At 71.4% G+C, this 15146-nt stretch carries 12 protein-coding genes; 3 read left to right on the plus strand and 9 right to left on the minus strand.

Annotated elements, in window-relative coordinates; translation table 11 throughout:
- Positions 1–225 precede the first annotated feature (225 nt).
- Complete coding sequence (locus ABD343_RS35240; RefSeq protein WP_344534219.1) at positions 226–1266, minus strand: 3-isopropylmalate dehydrogenase; 1041 nt, start codon at positions 1264–1266, stop codon at positions 226–228.
- A gap of 135 nt (positions 1267–1401) precedes the next feature.
- Between ABD343_RS35240 and ABD343_RS35245 the strand changes: the two genes are divergently transcribed.
- Positions 1402–3045 carry a purple acid phosphatase family protein gene (locus ABD343_RS35245; protein ID WP_344534220.1) on the plus strand — a complete coding sequence of 548 codons (1644 nt, stop codon included), beginning with the start codon at positions 1402–1404 and terminating at the stop codon, positions 3043–3045.
- Between the two features lie 3 nt (positions 3046–3048).
- Here the strand turns inward: ABD343_RS35245 and ABD343_RS35250 are convergent, their stop codons facing one another.
- The 3 genes from ABD343_RS35250 to ABD343_RS35260 form a co-directional block, all read right to left on the minus strand.
- Entirely contained in the window at positions 3049–3177 is a 129-nt protein-coding gene (locus ABD343_RS35250) for a hypothetical protein (RefSeq protein WP_344534221.1), read from the minus strand.
- A gap of 281 nt (positions 3178–3458) precedes the next feature.
- The gene (pruA, locus tag ABD343_RS35255; RefSeq protein WP_344534222.1) at positions 3459–5090 is read right to left on the minus strand and encodes an L-glutamate gamma-semialdehyde dehydrogenase; all 1632 of its coding nucleotides are present in this window, start codon (positions 5088–5090) and stop codon (positions 3459–3461) included.
- Positions 5091–5131: 41 nt separating this feature from the next.
- On the minus strand, positions 5132–6058 hold the full coding sequence (locus ABD343_RS35260) for a proline dehydrogenase family protein (RefSeq protein ID WP_344534487.1): 927 nt from the start codon (positions 6056–6058) through the stop codon (positions 5132–5134).
- Between the two features lie 193 nt (positions 6059–6251).
- Between ABD343_RS35260 and ABD343_RS35265 the strand changes: the two genes are divergently transcribed.
- Positions 6252–7367, plus strand: coding sequence for a PucR family transcriptional regulator (locus ABD343_RS35265; protein ID WP_344534223.1), 1116 nt, complete (start codon positions 6252–6254; stop codon positions 7365–7367).
- A 29-nt stretch (positions 7368–7396) separates the two neighbouring features.
- Complete coding sequence (locus ABD343_RS35270; RefSeq protein ID WP_425578356.1) at positions 7397–8053, plus strand: DUF4328 domain-containing protein; 657 nt, start codon at positions 7397–7399, stop codon at positions 8051–8053.
- Here ABD343_RS35270 and ABD343_RS35275 read toward each other — a convergent pair.
- From ABD343_RS35275 to ABD343_RS35295, 5 genes are all read right to left on the minus strand, one after another.
- Complete coding sequence (locus ABD343_RS35275) at positions 8041–9483, minus strand: hypothetical protein (protein ID WP_344534225.1); 1443 nt, start codon at positions 9481–9483, stop codon at positions 8041–8043. The two genes, ABD343_RS35270 and ABD343_RS35275, sit on opposite strands and share 13 nt — an antisense overlap.
- A gap of 38 nt (positions 9484–9521) precedes the next feature.
- Positions 9522–11123: a phosphoglycerate dehydrogenase gene (gene serA / locus ABD343_RS35280; RefSeq protein ID WP_344534226.1), complete on the minus strand. Its 1602-nt coding sequence runs from the start codon at positions 11121–11123 to the stop codon at positions 9522–9524.
- Between the two features lie 254 nt (positions 11124–11377).
- Positions 11378–12376: a ketol-acid reductoisomerase gene (gene ilvC / locus ABD343_RS35285; protein ID WP_344534227.1), complete on the minus strand. Its 999-nt coding sequence runs from the start codon at positions 12374–12376 to the stop codon at positions 11378–11380.
- Between the two features lie 92 nt (positions 12377–12468).
- Positions 12469–12993: an acetolactate synthase small subunit gene (gene ilvN / locus ABD343_RS35290; RefSeq protein WP_344534228.1), complete on the minus strand. Its 525-nt coding sequence runs from the start codon at positions 12991–12993 to the stop codon at positions 12469–12471.
- Positions 12994–13016: 23 nt separating this feature from the next.
- The gene (locus tag ABD343_RS35295; RefSeq protein WP_344534229.1) at positions 13017–14897 is read right to left on the minus strand and encodes an acetolactate synthase large subunit; all 1881 of its coding nucleotides are present in this window, start codon (positions 14895–14897) and stop codon (positions 13017–13019) included.
- Positions 14898–15146: the final 249 nt, after the last annotated feature.

Genomic DNA, 15146 nt, shown 5'->3' on the forward strand with positions numbered 1-15146 from the left:
TCCTTCGCTTGTGTCGTGTCGGACCGCGCTCCCGTCGTCCCTCCGGTACTAGGACGTCCGAGCTTCCCCGGATGCGGCGGCCTCACGTTCGATTATCGCGCGCGAGGGACCGTGGGGAGGACACGGGTGGGCGGTCCTGGGTTAGATGGTGACACCCAACCGCCAAGTAGCACAGCGGCCGGGCGACGGGCGCCCGGCCGCTGGAAGAGCGGAGAAGACCGAGCGCTAGCCCGCTACGCGTACCGCGAGCGCGTCGCCGATCTCGTCGGTCGTCCGCGTGCTCGTCCCGCGCTCCGCGAGGTCGGCGGAGACGGCTTCCTCGATACGGGCGGCCTCGGGCTCGTGGCCGAGGTGCCGCAGCAGGAGGGCGACGGAGAGGACCGTCGCGGTGGGGTCCGCCTTGCCCTGGCCCGCGATGTCGGGCGCCGAGCCGTGGACGGGCTCGAACATGGAGGGGAAGGCCCGGGTCGGGTTGATGTTCCCGGAGGCGGCGAGGCCGATGCCGCCGCTGACGGCCGCGGCCAGGTCGGTGAGGATGTCGCCGAAGAGGTTGTCGGTGACGATCACGTCGAAGCGCGCGGGGTCGGTGACCATGAAGATCGTCGCGGCGTCGACATGCAGGTAGTCGGTGGTGACCTCGGGGAACTCCTGGCCGACGCGGTCGAAGATGTTCTTCCACAGGTGGCCGGCGTGCACGAGGACGTTGTTCTTGTGGACCAGCGTCAGCTTCTTGCGGGGGCGCGCCTGGGCCCGCGCGTACGCGTCGCGGACCACGCGCTCGACGCCGTGCGCGGTGTTCACGCTGACCTCGTTGGCGATCTCGTGCGGGGTGCCCGTACGGATCGAGCCGCCGTTGCCCACGTACGGACCCTCGGTGCCCTCGCGGACCACGACGAAGTCGATGTCCGGGTCGCCGGCGAGCGGCGAGGCGGTGTTCGGGAAGAGCTTCGAGGGGCGCAGGTTGACGAAGTGGTCGAAGGCGAAGCGCAGTTTGAGCAGCATGCCGCGCTCCAGCACGCCGGAGGGCACGCTCGGATCGCCGATGGCGCCCAGCAGGATCGCGTCGTGGCCCTTGAGGCGCTCCAGCTCCTCGTCGGGGAGCGTCTCGCCGGTGGCGTGCCAGCGGCGGGCGCCGAGATCGTACTCCTCGGTCTCCAGCTTCACGTCCTGCGGAAGGGCGGCGGAGAGGACCTTGAGACCCTGGGCGACGACCTCGGGGCCGATGCCGTCGCCGGGGATCACTGCGAGGCTGATGCTGCGAGACATGCGGGAGACCCTACTCCCCGTCCCAGGCCCTGACACACACCGTCCAGATTCCGGACAGCTCCGCTCGGGTGCCGTTCACCGCGCGTACGCCCGGGGGCCTTCCGGGAGTTGGCGCCCGCTGGGAACTTGGGCTGCATGACCGCACACGATCTCCCCCACATGGGCATCCCCGAGCGTCTCGCGGCACGCATGAGCATGGCCGAGCAGCACGAGTACCTGCGGGCGAAGCTGACCCGGCGCACGGCCCGCCGGGTGTCGCGGCGGGACGTGCTGGCGGGCGGCGGGATCGCCGCCGCGGGCGCGCTGGGCACGGCGGGGCTCGTCGTCGGCTCGGACCGGGCACTGGGCGGGGGCGGCGGGGCGGGCGCGGGGACGGCGGGTCCCGCGGGCGGGCCGGTGCTGACGCGCGCGCCGCTGAAGGTGGACGGCTCGCTGGTCGCGCCGTTCGGCCGCCACCTCGCCTTCGGCACCGACCCGAGGACGCGGATGCGGATCTCCTGGCAGGTCCCGTTCGCCGTGCGGAGCCCGTACGTACGGGTGGGCGTGCGGCCCTGGGAGCTGGACCGGCGGATCGGGGCCGAGGTACGGGAGCTGCGGACACCGTCGCTCGCGGAGGACCTGCCGGAGGTCGAGCAGTTCTATCTGCACGCCGCGCTGGACGGGCTGCGCCCCGGCACGACGTACTACTACGGCGTCGGCCACGAGGGCTTCGACCCCACGACGGCCGAACGGTTCGGCACCGTCGGCTCGTTCACCACCGCGCCCGCCGGGACGGACGCGCGGTTCGTCTTCACGGCCTTCGGCGACCAGGGCGTCGGCCACGACGCGCTCGCCAACGACCAGGTGATCCTGGGCCAGAACCCGGCCTTCCACCTGCACGCGGGTGACCTGTGCTACGCGGACGACACGGGGCACGGCAAGGAGTCCGACACCTACGACGCGCGGACGTGGGACCGGTTCCTCGCGCAGAACGAGTCGGTGGCCTCGCGGGTGCCCTGGATGGTGACGACGGGCAACCACGACATGGAGGCCTGGTACTCGCCCGACGGCTACGGCGGCCAGGCCGCGCGCTGGACCCTCCCGGACAACGGCCCCGACCCGGAGAAGGCCCCGGGCGTCTACGCGTTCACGTACGGCAACACCGGCGTGATCGCGCTCGACGCCAACGACGTCTCGTACGAGATCCCGGCGAACCTCGGCTACACCGACGGGGCGCAGACGCGCTGGCTGGAGCGCACGCTGAAGCGGCTGCGCGCGGAGAAGGGGATCGACTTCGTCGTCGTCTTCTTCCACCACTGCGCGTACTCGACGAGCACCCACGCCTCGGACGGCGGCGTCCGCGACGCCTGGACCGGCCTCTTCGACCGGTACAGGACCGACCTGGTCATCAACGGGCACAACCACGTGTACGAGCGCACCGACCCCGTACGGGGCGGCGAGCCCACCCGGAAGCTGGCCGTCGGGGGGACGACCGACCCGGAGAAGGACGGCACCGTCTACGTCACGGCGGGCGGCGGGGGCAAGAAGCTCTACGACTTCCCCGTGCCCGACAGCTACGAGGGGCACGAGGGCGAGGCGCCCGAGAGCGTGCGCGCCTTCCACTGGACCGAGGGAAAGGAGCGGGACCGTGACCGGGTCACCTGGTCACGGGTCCGCTACACCGGCTTCTCGTTCCTGGCGGTCGAGTCCCGGCCGGGGGCCAGGCCCTCGCTGAACGTGACGGCCCTGGCCGCGTCCGGCGAGCGGATCGACCACTTCACGGTGGAACGCGGGCGGTAGTCCTCAGCCGCGGCGGTCGAAGGCCCGCTGGAGGGCCTCGGCCGCCTGGCGGCGCTCCTCGTCGCGGGTGAGGGCGGCGGCGCGGCGGTGGCGGAGACGGGGAGCGGTAGCGGTGGTGGTGGACGCGGCCATGAGCGAGCAACTCCTTCGCACAGCGCACGGGGATCGCACGGATCGGGGAGATCGCGCGGATCAGGGAGGAAAGCCGCGGGGACGGCCGGTGCGGCAGGGGTCACCTGCGTCACGCACAGGCCTCGCATCCGGAACGCTCGATGGAGCGGGACGTTCGGCTCCTACAAAGATAGGAGCCCGGAGCCGTGATGTCTCGCTAATTAGTTGGGCTTCCTACTATCTGAGACGGCACAGGCCCCCCGCATATGCGAGGGGCCTGTTTCCAGGGGCTGCCGGGGAGGTCAGCCCATGTGCGGGTACCGGTAGTCCGTCGGGGCGACCTGGGTCTCCTTGATCGCGCGCGGCGAGGACCAGCGGATCAGGTTGAACTTCGACCCGGCCTTGTCGTTCGTGCCCGAGGCACGCGCGCCGCCGAAGGGCTGCTGGCCGACGATCGACCCGGTGGGACGGTCGTTCAGGTAGAAGTTGCCCGCGGCGAACCGCAGCTTCTCGGAGGCGGCGGCCAGGACCGCGCGGTCCTGGGCCAGCACGGCGCCGGTCAGCGCGTACGCCGAGGCCGACTCCATCTGGTCCAGCATCGCGTCCCAGTCGCCGTCCTCGTAGACGTGGACGGCGATGACCGGGCCGAAGTACTCGGTCTTGAAGACCTCGTTCTCCGGGTCCGAGCAGGCGATGACGGTCGGCGCGACGAAGTAGCCGACGCTGTCGTCGTAGGTGCCGCCCGCCACGATCTCGCAGGTCGGGTCGGCGGCGGCGCGGTCGATCGCGGCCTTGTTCTTCGCGAACGCGCGGTCGTCGATCACGGCGCCGATGAAGTTCGACAGGTCCGTGACGTCGCCCATCTTGAGGCCGTTGACCTCGTCCACGAGGGCGTCCTTGAAGCCGCTCTCCCAGATCGAGCGCGGCACGTAGGCGCGCGAGGCGGCCGAGCACTTCTGGCCCTGGTACTCGAAGGCGCCGCGGGTGATCGCGGTCTTCAGGATCGCCGGGTCAGCGGAGGGGTGGGCGACGATGAAGTCCTTGCCGCCGGTCTCGCCGACGATGCGCGGGTACGAGCGGTAGCCCGAGATGTTCTTGCCGACCTCGGCCCACAGGTGCTGGAAGGTCGCCGTCGAGCCGGTGAAGTGGATGCCGGCCAGCTCCGGGTGCGGCAGCGCGACCTCGGAGACCTCCTTGCCGTCGCCCGTCACCAGGTTGATGACGCCCTTCGGCATGCCCGCTTCCTCCAGGAGCCGCATCAGGAGGACCGCGGAGTGGGTCTGCGTCGGGGACGGCTTCCAGACGACCACGTTGCCCATGAGCGCCGGGGCCGTGGGCAGGTTGCCCGCGATGGCGGTGAAGTTGAACGGCGTGATCGCGTAGACGAAGCCCTCCAGCGGGCGGTGGTCCATGCGGTTCCAGATGCCGTGCGGCTGCACCAGCGGCTGCTCGGTCATCAGCTCACGCGCGAAGTGCACGTTGAAGCGCCAGAAGTCGACCAGCTCGCAGGGCGCGTCGATCTCGGCCTGCTGCGCGGTCTTGGACTGGCCCAGCATGGTCGAGGCCGCGATGGTCTCGCGCCAGGGGCCGGAGAGCAGCTCGGCGGCCTTGAGGATGATCGCCGCGCGGTCGTCGAAGGACATCGCGCGCCAGGCCGGGGCCGCGGCCAGCGCCGCGTCGATCGCGTCCTGGGCGTCCTGCCGGGTGGCGTTGGCGTAGGTGCCGAGCACGGCCTTGTGGTTGTGCGGCTGCACGACGCTGAAGCGCTCGCCGCCGCCCATCCGCTTCTCCCCGCCGATGGTCATGGGGAGGTCGATCGGGTTCTCGGCCAGCTCCTTGAGCTTGGCCTCCAGCCGGGCCCGCTCGGGGCTGCCGGGGGCGTAGCCGTGCACCGGCTCGTTGTACGGGGCGGGGACCTGGGTCACAGCGTCCACGGTTGCTCCTTGTGTCGTCGGTACGGAGGGGGAAGTCGGGGTCAGCGGCGGGAGACGAGCGACCTGAGGAAGAACGCCATGTTCGCCGGGCGCTCGGCCAGCCGCCGCATGAAGTAGCCGTACCAGTCGGTGCCGTACGGGATGTAGACGCGCATCCGGTGACCGTCCGCCACCAGCCGCGTCTGCTCGGCCTCACGGATCCCGTAGAGCATCTGGAACTCGTACTCGTCGTGCTTCCGACCGTAGCGCGCGGCCAGGTCCTGTGCGATGGCCACCATGCGGGGGTCGTGCGAGCCGACCATGGGGTAGCCCTTGCCCGCCATGAGGATCTTCAGGCAGCGCACGTACGCCCTGTCGACCTCGCGCTTGTCCTGGAAGGCGACCTCGGCGGGCTCCTTGTAGGCGCCCTTCACCAGCCGGACCCGGGAGCCCTCGCCCGCCAGCGCGTGGCAGTCGTCCTCGGTGCGGAAGAGGTAGGACTGCACCACGGCGCCGGTCTGCGGGAAGCGCGTGCGCAGCTCGCCGAGGATGGCGAGGGTCGAGTCGACGGTGGTGTGGTCCTCCATGTCGAGGGTGACCGTGGTGCCCGCGGCGGCGGCCGCCTCGACGACGGGCCGCACGTTCTCGTACGCCAGGTCGTGCCCGCCCGGGAGCGCCTGGCCGAAGGCCGACAGCTTCACCGACATCTCGGCGCGCTCGCCGAGCCCGGACGCCGCCAGCGCGTCGGTCAGCGCGAGATAGGCGTCGCGGTTGCGGAGCGCCTCGGACCGGTCGGTGATGTCCTCGCCCAGATGGTCGATGGTGACCTCCAGACCCCGGTCGGCCAGCGACTGGACGGCCTGGAGGCAGTGGTCGAGCTGCTCGCCCGCCACGAACCGGTCCACCATGGGGCGGGTGACCGGCGCGGCCGAGACGAGGCGGCGGATGCTGTCGCTGCGTGCGGCGGCGAGAAGCACGGGACCCAGCACGGGCACCTCCACGATTGTTCTTGTGCAGGACTCGGCCGCGCGGAAGCGCAGGAGCCTCCCAGAACCTAAGGATCGCGCCGGGCGCGGGCCATCGACAGTTGTCACGCATCCGTGCCCTGCATCTCAGACAGATGTATGACAATGGTCGGGGCGACCGTGCAGGACACGACGGGAGAGGCGGCGGAGACCGGCCATGCGCGAGGACTACCAGGACCTGATCGACGAGGTCTCCGCGCTGCTCGGCACGCCCGCGACGCTGGAGGGCCGCGACTTCGGGCTGATCGCCTTCGGCGCCCACGAGGGCGCGACGGAGGTCCCCGACCTCGCCCTCGATCCCGTACGGACGCGCTCGATCCTGCACCGGCGGTCCACCGCCGCCGTGCGCTCCTTCTTCGAGAGCTTCGGCATCGCGCGGGCCACGGCCCCCGTCCGTATCCCGCCCGACCCGGCGGCCGGGGTCGTCCACGGCCGGATCTGCCTGCCGGTACGGGACAGGGGCGTGGTCTACGGCTACATCTGGCTGCTCGACGACGGCTCCCTGGAGCTGGACGGCCCCCGGATGGACGCGGCGATGGCAACCGCGGGGCGCATCGGCGCGCTGCTCGCCGCGCAGGCGCGCGCGGAGGCGCGCACCGGCGGGCTGCTCGCCGACGCGCTCACCGGTCCCGCGCGCGAGGAGGCCGAGAAGGAGCTGCGGACCGCGCTCGGCGCCGGTGCCTCCGGCCCGCTCACGCTGGTCGCCGTCGAGTCCTGGGCCGACGACGGCTCCCCCGTCGGCCAGCCGCACCTCGCCGCGCAGTGCGTGCTGGACGGGACGCTCGCGGCGCTCGTCCGGCTGCGCTCGGCGGGCGATCCGGGGCCCGCGCGCGCCGCCGCCGAGCGGCTGCTGCGCTCCCCCGGCACGCCGGGCGTGCGCGCCGGGTTGAGCGCGCCCCGTACCGGGGTCGCCGGGCTCCATCTCGCCTGGCGCGAGGCGCGGGCCGCCGCACGGGCCGCGCGCGCCGAGGACGGCACGGTCGCCGAGTGGGCGGCCATCGGCCCGTACCGGATGCTGGCCCGCCTCCCCCACTCCGAACCCGACCCGGCCGTACGGGAGCTGCTGGCGCCCGCGCACCGCGAACTGGCCCGCACCGCCGAGGTGTTCCTCGACTGCGCGGGCCAGGCGAGCCGCTCCGCCTCGGCGCTCGGCATCCACCGGCAGACGCTCTACTACCGCCTCTCGCGCGTGGAGCGGCTGACGGGCCTGGACCTCGCCGAGGGCGAGGACCGGCTGCTGCTCCATATGGCGCTGAAGGCCTCCCGCCTGTGAGCACGGCCGCCCGTGGGAGGGTGGGGCGGGTGAACGACGAGATACCCTCCCCGCCGTTGCGCCCAGTCCGCGGTGCCGCCCTCTGTGCCACCGGCGCCCTCACTCTCGCCGCCGTCGCCTGGGCGGCCCGGGCGGTGTGGCAGCTCCGGCTCTCCGCCGCCGGGATGCCCGCCTCCGGCCCGCCGGACCAGGGCGGCGGGCAGCACCGTCCGCTGAACTCCCTGGAGGACTCCTACCACTTGGTGACCGGCCTGGGGGACGCGGCCACCGCGCTCTGCGTGATCACGTTCCTGGCCTGGCTGTGGAGCGTCCGGGACAACGCCCGCGCGCTCTCGGGCCGCCCGCCCCGCTACGCCTGGCCGTGGGTCTACCTGGGCTGGATCGTCCCCGTCATGAACCTGTGGGTGCCGCGCGGCATCGTGGCCGACATCCACCGGGCGAGCGCCCCGGACGAGCGGCTGCCGCCCGTCGTGAACTGGTGGTGGGGCCTGTGGCTCGCGGGGCTGGCGAGCGGGGCGGGCCTGATGTACGCGGACGACACGGACAAGGTCATCGAGCGCGCGTACGACGATGTGCCGCTGCTGCTGGCCGCCGACGCCGCGGTCATCGGCGCGGCGGTCGCCGCCGTCCTCGTCGTACGGACCCTCACGGCGGCGCAGCAGCGGCACCTCGCTCACTCCGCGTAGAGCCCCTCCAGGTCCTGGAGGCAGTCCCGCGCGACCTCCGCCGCGAACACGGGGCAGGCCCAGGACTCCGGGGAGCGGGACTCCTCCGGGTCCGCCGGGTGGGCCTCGGGGGCGACGAGGTGCGGGAGACCCTTGCGGAAGGCGACGTAGCGCAGCGTCGGGTGCGCGTCCTCGTGCGCGCACTCCCCGGCGTCCGCGGCCGCGAGGGGGCGCATGACGGACGAGACGCCCCGGACGGCGGCCAGCACCGGGCTCGGGTAGGCGTTCCGCATCGTCTGATACGCCGTCAGCAGCAGGGCGGCGCGCTCGCTTTCGTCCTCGCTCGCCTCGTAGCGACGCGCGGCCCACAGGCCGAGGTCGTCGGCGAACTCCTCGTTCCAGGCCTTCTTGTCGATCCGTTCGGCGATCTTCTCGATGTCCAGCCGCCCGCCGTCCAGCAGGTACTCGGCGTCCAGGTGCGCGGTGTCCCGCTCGCCGAACAGGTTCTCGCGGCGCTCCTCCACCTGGCGCAGCGAGCCGACGGCCAGCTCGCGTGCGAAGACCGGGCACACCACCCGGTCCATGGGGGCGCGGCCGGAGCGCCGCTGGCTGCGCTCGAAGGCGGCCCGTCCGCCGGGGCTGCTCAGGATGACGCCGATCTCGGCCGCGTGGGGCCCGTCCTTCGGCAGCCGGGCGTGCCAGTCGTGCTCGCACATCGCGTCGGCGAGCTTCCCGTACGCCGCGTCCAGTGCCTCCGCCAGCTCGTCGAGGACGGACTTGTCGCGCACCATGCCGGAGACCGCGTACCAGCCCAGGGCCCGGACGGTCATGATGCGCCCGGGAAGGTCCTCGCCGCTCGCCCGCCTCAGCGACTCGGCGTGCGAGGTGATCGTCTCGTTGATGTCGGTCCACCCTTTCGGGTAGCCGTGCAGCAGCGCGGACAGCTCCTCGATCTCCTGGTCCGCCTCGACCGGCAGCCGGGGCGGTACGTCCGTGACGGAGCCGGGCTCGATGATGTCGAGGGCTATGCGCGCGAACCCGGCCACGTTGCGCGGGCAGCGCCACTCCTCGCGGGTGCCCTCGCCGTTCCACTCGGCGCTCTCGTCGGCCAGCTCGCGCAGCCGCCCGAGCAGCTCGGTGTCGTCCTCGGCCTCGTGCTCCTCGTACGGGTGCGCGTCGTGGGCGCAGGGCCGGTCGCGGAGGGCCTCGTCGGCGTCCCTGAGGGCGCGGACCGCCTCTTCGCGGGTGCCCTTGCCGGGCAGCCAGGTCACATGGCGGCCGATGACCACCAGTCCGAACGTCCAGAGATGGGCCAGCTCCCCGGCGGGGTCGTCGGCCAGCTCACCGGCGCAGTTGAGCACGGCCATGTCGTGCGTGCCGCTCTGGGAGGGGAAGTCGTCGTACACGGCCGCCCAGGAGCGGAGCAGCTCGTCAAGATCATCGTTGGTCATGGCCCTGACGACGCACGCGCCGCTCCTGGGGGTTCCGGTCAGTCCTCGGTGAGGTTGACCGCGCGGGCCTTCGTCGCGCCGATCTCACCGGCGATCTCGGTGAGGACGGTGCCGTTGATGTTGTCGTCGACGGTGAGCGCGACGAGGGCCTCGCCGCCCTCCTCGGCGCGGGAGACCTGCATGCCCGCGATATTGACCTCGGCCTCGCCGAGGATGCGGCCGACGGTGCCGACGACGCCGGGGCGGTCGGTGTAGCTGAGGAAGGCCATGTGGTCGGCGAGGGCCAGGTCCACATCGTGGTCGTTGATGGCCACGATCTTCTGCTGGTTCTTGGGGCCCGCGAGGGTGCCGGAGGCCGAGACCTCCTCGCCGCTGGAGAGGGTGCCGCGGACCGTGACGACGTTGCGGTGCTCCGGGGACTCGCTGGAGGTCGTGAGCCGGACCTCGACGCCGCGCTCCTGCGCGAACAGCGGCGCGTTCACATACGACACCGTCTCGTCCACGACGTCCTCGAACACGCCCTTGAGCGCGGAGAGTTCGAGCACCTTCACGTCGTGCTGGGTGATCTCGCCGTACACCTCGACGTCGAGGCGGACCGCGACCTCGCCCGCGAGCGCGGTGAAGATACGGCCCAGCTTCTCCGCGAGCGGCAGGCCCGGGCGGACCTCCTCGGCGATGACACCGCCCTGCACGTTGACCGCGTCCGGGACCAGCTCGCCCGCGAGCGCGAGGCGCACGGACTTGGCGACGGCGATGCCCGCCTTCTCCTGGGCCTCGCCGGTGGAGGCGCCGAGGTGCGGGGTGCAGACGACCTGGTCGAAGGCGAAGAGCGGGGAGTCGGTGCAGGGCTCCGACGCGTAGACGTCCAGGCCCGCGCCGGCGACCCGGCCCTCCTTGATCGCGGAGGCGAGCGCCTCCTCGTCCACGATCCCGCCGCGCGCGGCGTTCACGATCCGGACCTCGGGCTTGACCTTGTGCAGCGCCTCGTCACCGATGAGGCCGAGGGTCTCGGGGGTCTTGGGGAGGTGGACGGTGATGAAGTCGGAAACCTCCAGCAGCTCGTCCAGCGACAGCAGCTTGACGCCCATCTGCGCGGCCCGCGCGGGCTGCACATACGGGTCGTAGGCCACGACCTTCATGCCGAAGGCGGACATCCGCTGGGCGACGAGCACGCCGATACGGCCCAGGCCGACGACGCCGAGGGTCTTCTCGCTCAGCTCGACACCGGTGTACTTGCTCCGCTTCCACTCGCCGTTCTTCAGCGCGGCGTTGGCCTGCGGGATGTTCCGGGCGGTGGCGATGAGCAGGCCGCAGGCCAGCTCGGCGGCGGTGATGATGTTGGAGGTCGGCGCGTTGACCACCATCACGCCCGCCTTGGTGGCGGTGGGGACGTCCACGTTGTCCAGGCCGACCCCGGCGCGGGCGACGACCTTCAGTTTCTTCGCCGCCGCGATCGCCTCGGCGTCGATCTTGGTCGCGGAGCGGACCAGGACGGCGTCGACGTCAGCGAGGGCGGGAAGGAGCTCGGCGCGGTTCGCCCCGTCGCACTGGCGGATCTCGAAGTCCGGGCCGAGCGCGTCGACGGTGGCGGGCGAGAGTTCTTCGGCGATGAGAACTGCGGGCTTGCTGGGCTTGCTCACGTGGTCTCCAGTCTCCAGGTCCTGGCGGATCGTCCCCGCGCGCGCCTCATTGCGGCGGGGGCAGTGGGCCGCGTCCCGACGGCCGTCTTCAGACGGTGGAGGGGGGTCATCCCCGCAGGCGCAGGGCAGACGCACGACGCTGTGAGCCTGGGCGCGCTTGTGCAGTGTATCCGCGTTCGCGACGCCGAACCGGCCCCTTTCCGAATCTTGGAAGGGGCCGGCGGGGCGTACGGGCGCGGACTGGGCCGGGGGGCTTACGCCTCCTCGTCCACCCAGCTCATCAGGGAGCGGAGCTTCTTGCCTGTGGTCTCCAGCAGGTGGTTCTCGTCGGCCTTCTTGTACTCGTTGTACTTCGGCAGGCCCGCGTTGTACTCGGCCATCCAGTTACGGGCGAACGAGCCGTCCTGGATCTCGGCGAGGATCTTCTTCATCTCGGCCTTGGTCTGGTCGTTGACCACCCGCGGGCCCGAGACGTAGTCGCCCCACTCCGCGGTCTCGGAGACCGACCAGCGCATCTTCTCCAGGCCGCCCTCGTACATGAGGTCGACGATCAGCTTCAGCTCGTGGAGGCACTCGAAGTAGGCGATCTCCGGCTGGTACCCCGCCTCGACCAGGGTTTCGAAACCGGCCTTGACCAGCGCAGCGGTGCCGCCGCAGAGCACGGCCTGCTCGCCGAAGAGGTCGGTCTCGGTCTCCTCGGTGAAGGTCGTCTTGATGACGCCCGCGCGGGTGCCGCCGATGCCCTTGGCGTACGAGAGGGCGAGCGGGAACCCGTTGCCGCTCGCGTCCTGCTCGACGGCCACGATGCACGGCACGCCGCGGCCCTCCTCGTACTGGCGGCGGACCAGGTGGCCCGGGCCCTTGGGGGCGACCATGCAGACGTCGACGTTGGCCGGGGGCTTGATGAAGTCGTAGCGGATGTTCAGGCCGTGGCCGAAGAACAGCGCGTCGCCGTCCTTGAGGTTCGGGGCGATGGACTCCTCGTAGACCCTGGCCTGGACCGGGTCCGGGACCAGGACCATGATCACGGTCGCTTCCTTGACCGCCTCGGCCGGGGTGGTGACGCGCAGGCCCTGCTCCTCGGCCTTGGCGCGGGACTTCGAGCCCTCGTGCAGGCCCACCCGGACGTCGACGCCCGAGTCACGGAGCGACAGCGCGTGGGCGTGGCCCTGGCTGCCGTAGCCGAGAACCGCGACCTTGCGGCCCTGGATGATGGACAGGTCGGCGTCGTCGTCGTAGAACAGCTCGGCCACTGGTGAAATCTCCTTGCGTCTGAATGGTGCGGCCCAACGTATGACGGCTGGGCGGGGTGAAAGGTTCGGGGGTCGCGCGCGGGTGCCCAGGATTACGCGGAGCGCTCGAGCGCGCGCAGACTCCTGTCGGTGATGGAGCGGGCGCCGCGCCCTATGGCGATCGTGCCGGACTGCACCAGTTCCTTGATGCCGTACGGTTCCAGCATCTTCAGCATGGCCTCCAGCTTGTCGCCGCTGCCGGTGGCCTCGATCGTGACGGCCTCGGGCGAGACGTCGACGGTCTTGGCGCGGAAGAGCTGGACGATCTCCACGATCTGGGAGCGGGTCTCGTTGTCGGCCCGCACCTTCACCAGAACGAGTTCGCGCTGGACCGCCGAGGTGGGCTCCAGCTCGACGATCTTCAGGACGTTGACCAGCTTGTTGAGCTGCTTGGTGACCTGCTCCAGGGGCAGGTCCTCGACGTTCACGACGATGGTGATGCGTGAGATGTCGGGGTGCTCCGTCACGCCGACGGCGAGCGAGTCGATGTTGAACCCGCGGCGGGAGAAGAGCGCGGCGATACGGGCCAGGATACCGGGCGTGTTCTCCACCAGCACGGAGAGCGTGTGCTTGGACATGATCGTGACTTCCCTCTCCTGCCTCAGTCTTCTTCGCCGTCGCCGAAGTCGGGGCGGACGCCGCGCGCCGCCATGACCTCGTCGTTGGAGGTGCCGGCCGCGACCATCGGCCAGACCATCGCGTCCTCGTGGACGATGAAGTCCACGACGACGGGGCGGTCGTTGATGGAGTTGGCCTTCTCGATGACCGCGTCGAGCTGCGCGGGGTCCTCGCAGCGGATGCCGACGCAGCCCATGGCCTCGGCGAGCTTCACGAAGTCCGGGACACGGGTGCCCTTGTGGGGCTCGCCCGCCTCGCCGTCGTGCAGCTTGGTGTTGGAGTAGCGCTCGTTGTAGAAGAGCGTCTGCCACTGGCGGACCATGCCCAGCGCGCCGTTGTTGATGATCGCGACCTTCATCGGCACCCCGTTGACGGCCGCGGTGACCAGCTCCTGGTTCGTCATCTGGAAGCAGCCGTCGCCGTCGATCGCCCAGACCGGGCGGTCGGGCCGACCGACCTTGGCGCCGAGCGCGGCCGGGACGGCGTACCCCATCGTGCCGAGGCCGCCGGAGTTGAGCCAGGTGGCCGGGCGCTCGTACTTGATGAAGTGCGCGGCCCACATCTGGTGCTGGCCGACGCCCGCCGCGAAGATCGTGTCGTCCGGGGCCAGCTCGCCGATGCGCTGGATGACCTGCTGCGGGGCGAGGGAGCCGTCCTCCGGCAGGTCGTACCCCAGCGGGTAGGTCTCGCGCCAGCGGTCGAGCTGCGCCCACCACTCCGCGTACGGGCGCGCGCCGCCGTCGCCGTGACCGGAGCCGCGGGCCTCCCCCAGCTCGCCCTGGACGGCGACGATGAGGTCGGCGATGACCTCGCGGGCGTCGCCGACGATCGGGACGTCGGCCGCGCGGTTCTTGCCGATCTCGGCCGGGTCGATGTCCGCGTGCACGATCTTGGCGTACGGCGCGAAGGAGTCGAGCTTGCCGGTGACGCGGTCGTCGAACCGGGCGCCGAGGGCGACGATCAGGTCCGCCTTCTGCAGGGAGGTCACGGCGGCGACGGTGCCGTGCATGCCGGGCATGCCCAGGTGCTGCGGGTGGCTGTCGGGGAAGGCGCCGATGCCCATCAGGGTGGTGGTGACGGGGGCGCCGGTCAGCTCCGCGAGGACCTTCAGCTCCGCGGTGGCGTGCGCCTTGAGGACGCCGCCGCCGACGTACAGCACCGGGCGCTCGGCCTCGGCGATCAGCCGGGCCGCCTCGCGGATCTGCTTGCCGTGCGGCTTGGTCACCGGGCGGTAGCCGGGCAGGTCGGTCTGCGGGGGCCACCGGAAAGTGGTCTTCCCCTGGAGCGCGTCCTTGGCGATGTCGACGACGACGGGCCCCGGGCGTCCCGTGGAGGCGATGTGGAACGCCTCGGCGATGGTCTTCGGGATGTCGTCCGGGTCTCTGACCAGGAAGTTGTGCTTCGTGACGGGCATCGAGATGCCGCAGATGTCGGCTTCCTGGAAGCCGTCCGTGCCGATCAGGCCGGAGGCCACCTGGCCCGTGATCGCGACGAGCGGGACGGAGTCCATGTGGGCGTCGGCCAGGGGGGTGACGAGGTTGGTGGCGCCGGGGCCCGAGGTGGCCATGCAGACGCCGACCTTGCCGGTCGCCTGCGCGTATCCGGTGGCCGCGTGGCCCGCGCCCTGCTCGTGGCGGACGAGCACGTGACGGACCTTGGTCGAGTCCATCATCGGGTCGTACGCCGGAAGGATCGCGCCGCCGGGAATACCGAATACCGTGTCGGCGCCGACCTCCTCAAGAGCACGGATGAGGGACTGGGCACCTGTGATCGGCGTGGCGGGCTGGGCCGGCACGGGATTCGTGGCGCCGCCGCTGCGGGCCCTCGGCTGAGGTTTGGGGGCCCCGGTGGCCTGCTCGGTCATCTGCTGTCTCTTCTCGAAGAGTGAGGGTTGACGCTCGTCGTGTGGGGTGGTTTCAGGGGTTGATTTGTGCCGTTGATGCCAGTTCTAGGCGGGTCGGCTCAAGCACTGGTGCAACAAAAAACCCCTCGTGCCGGGAGGCAAGCGAGGGGAGCGCGCCGCTGGTGGTCGCGGGGTCGTGAGTGAGCCCCGGTCAGCCGACGCGCTTTCCAAGTACGAGAATTCGGGTGCGCATGGCATTGACCCTCTCCC

Origin of the sequence: Streptomyces albiaxialis, from assembly GCF_039530985.1 — a bacterium.
Taxonomy (GTDB): domain Bacteria; phylum Actinomycetota; class Actinomycetes; order Streptomycetales; family Streptomycetaceae; genus Streptomyces; species Streptomyces albiaxialis.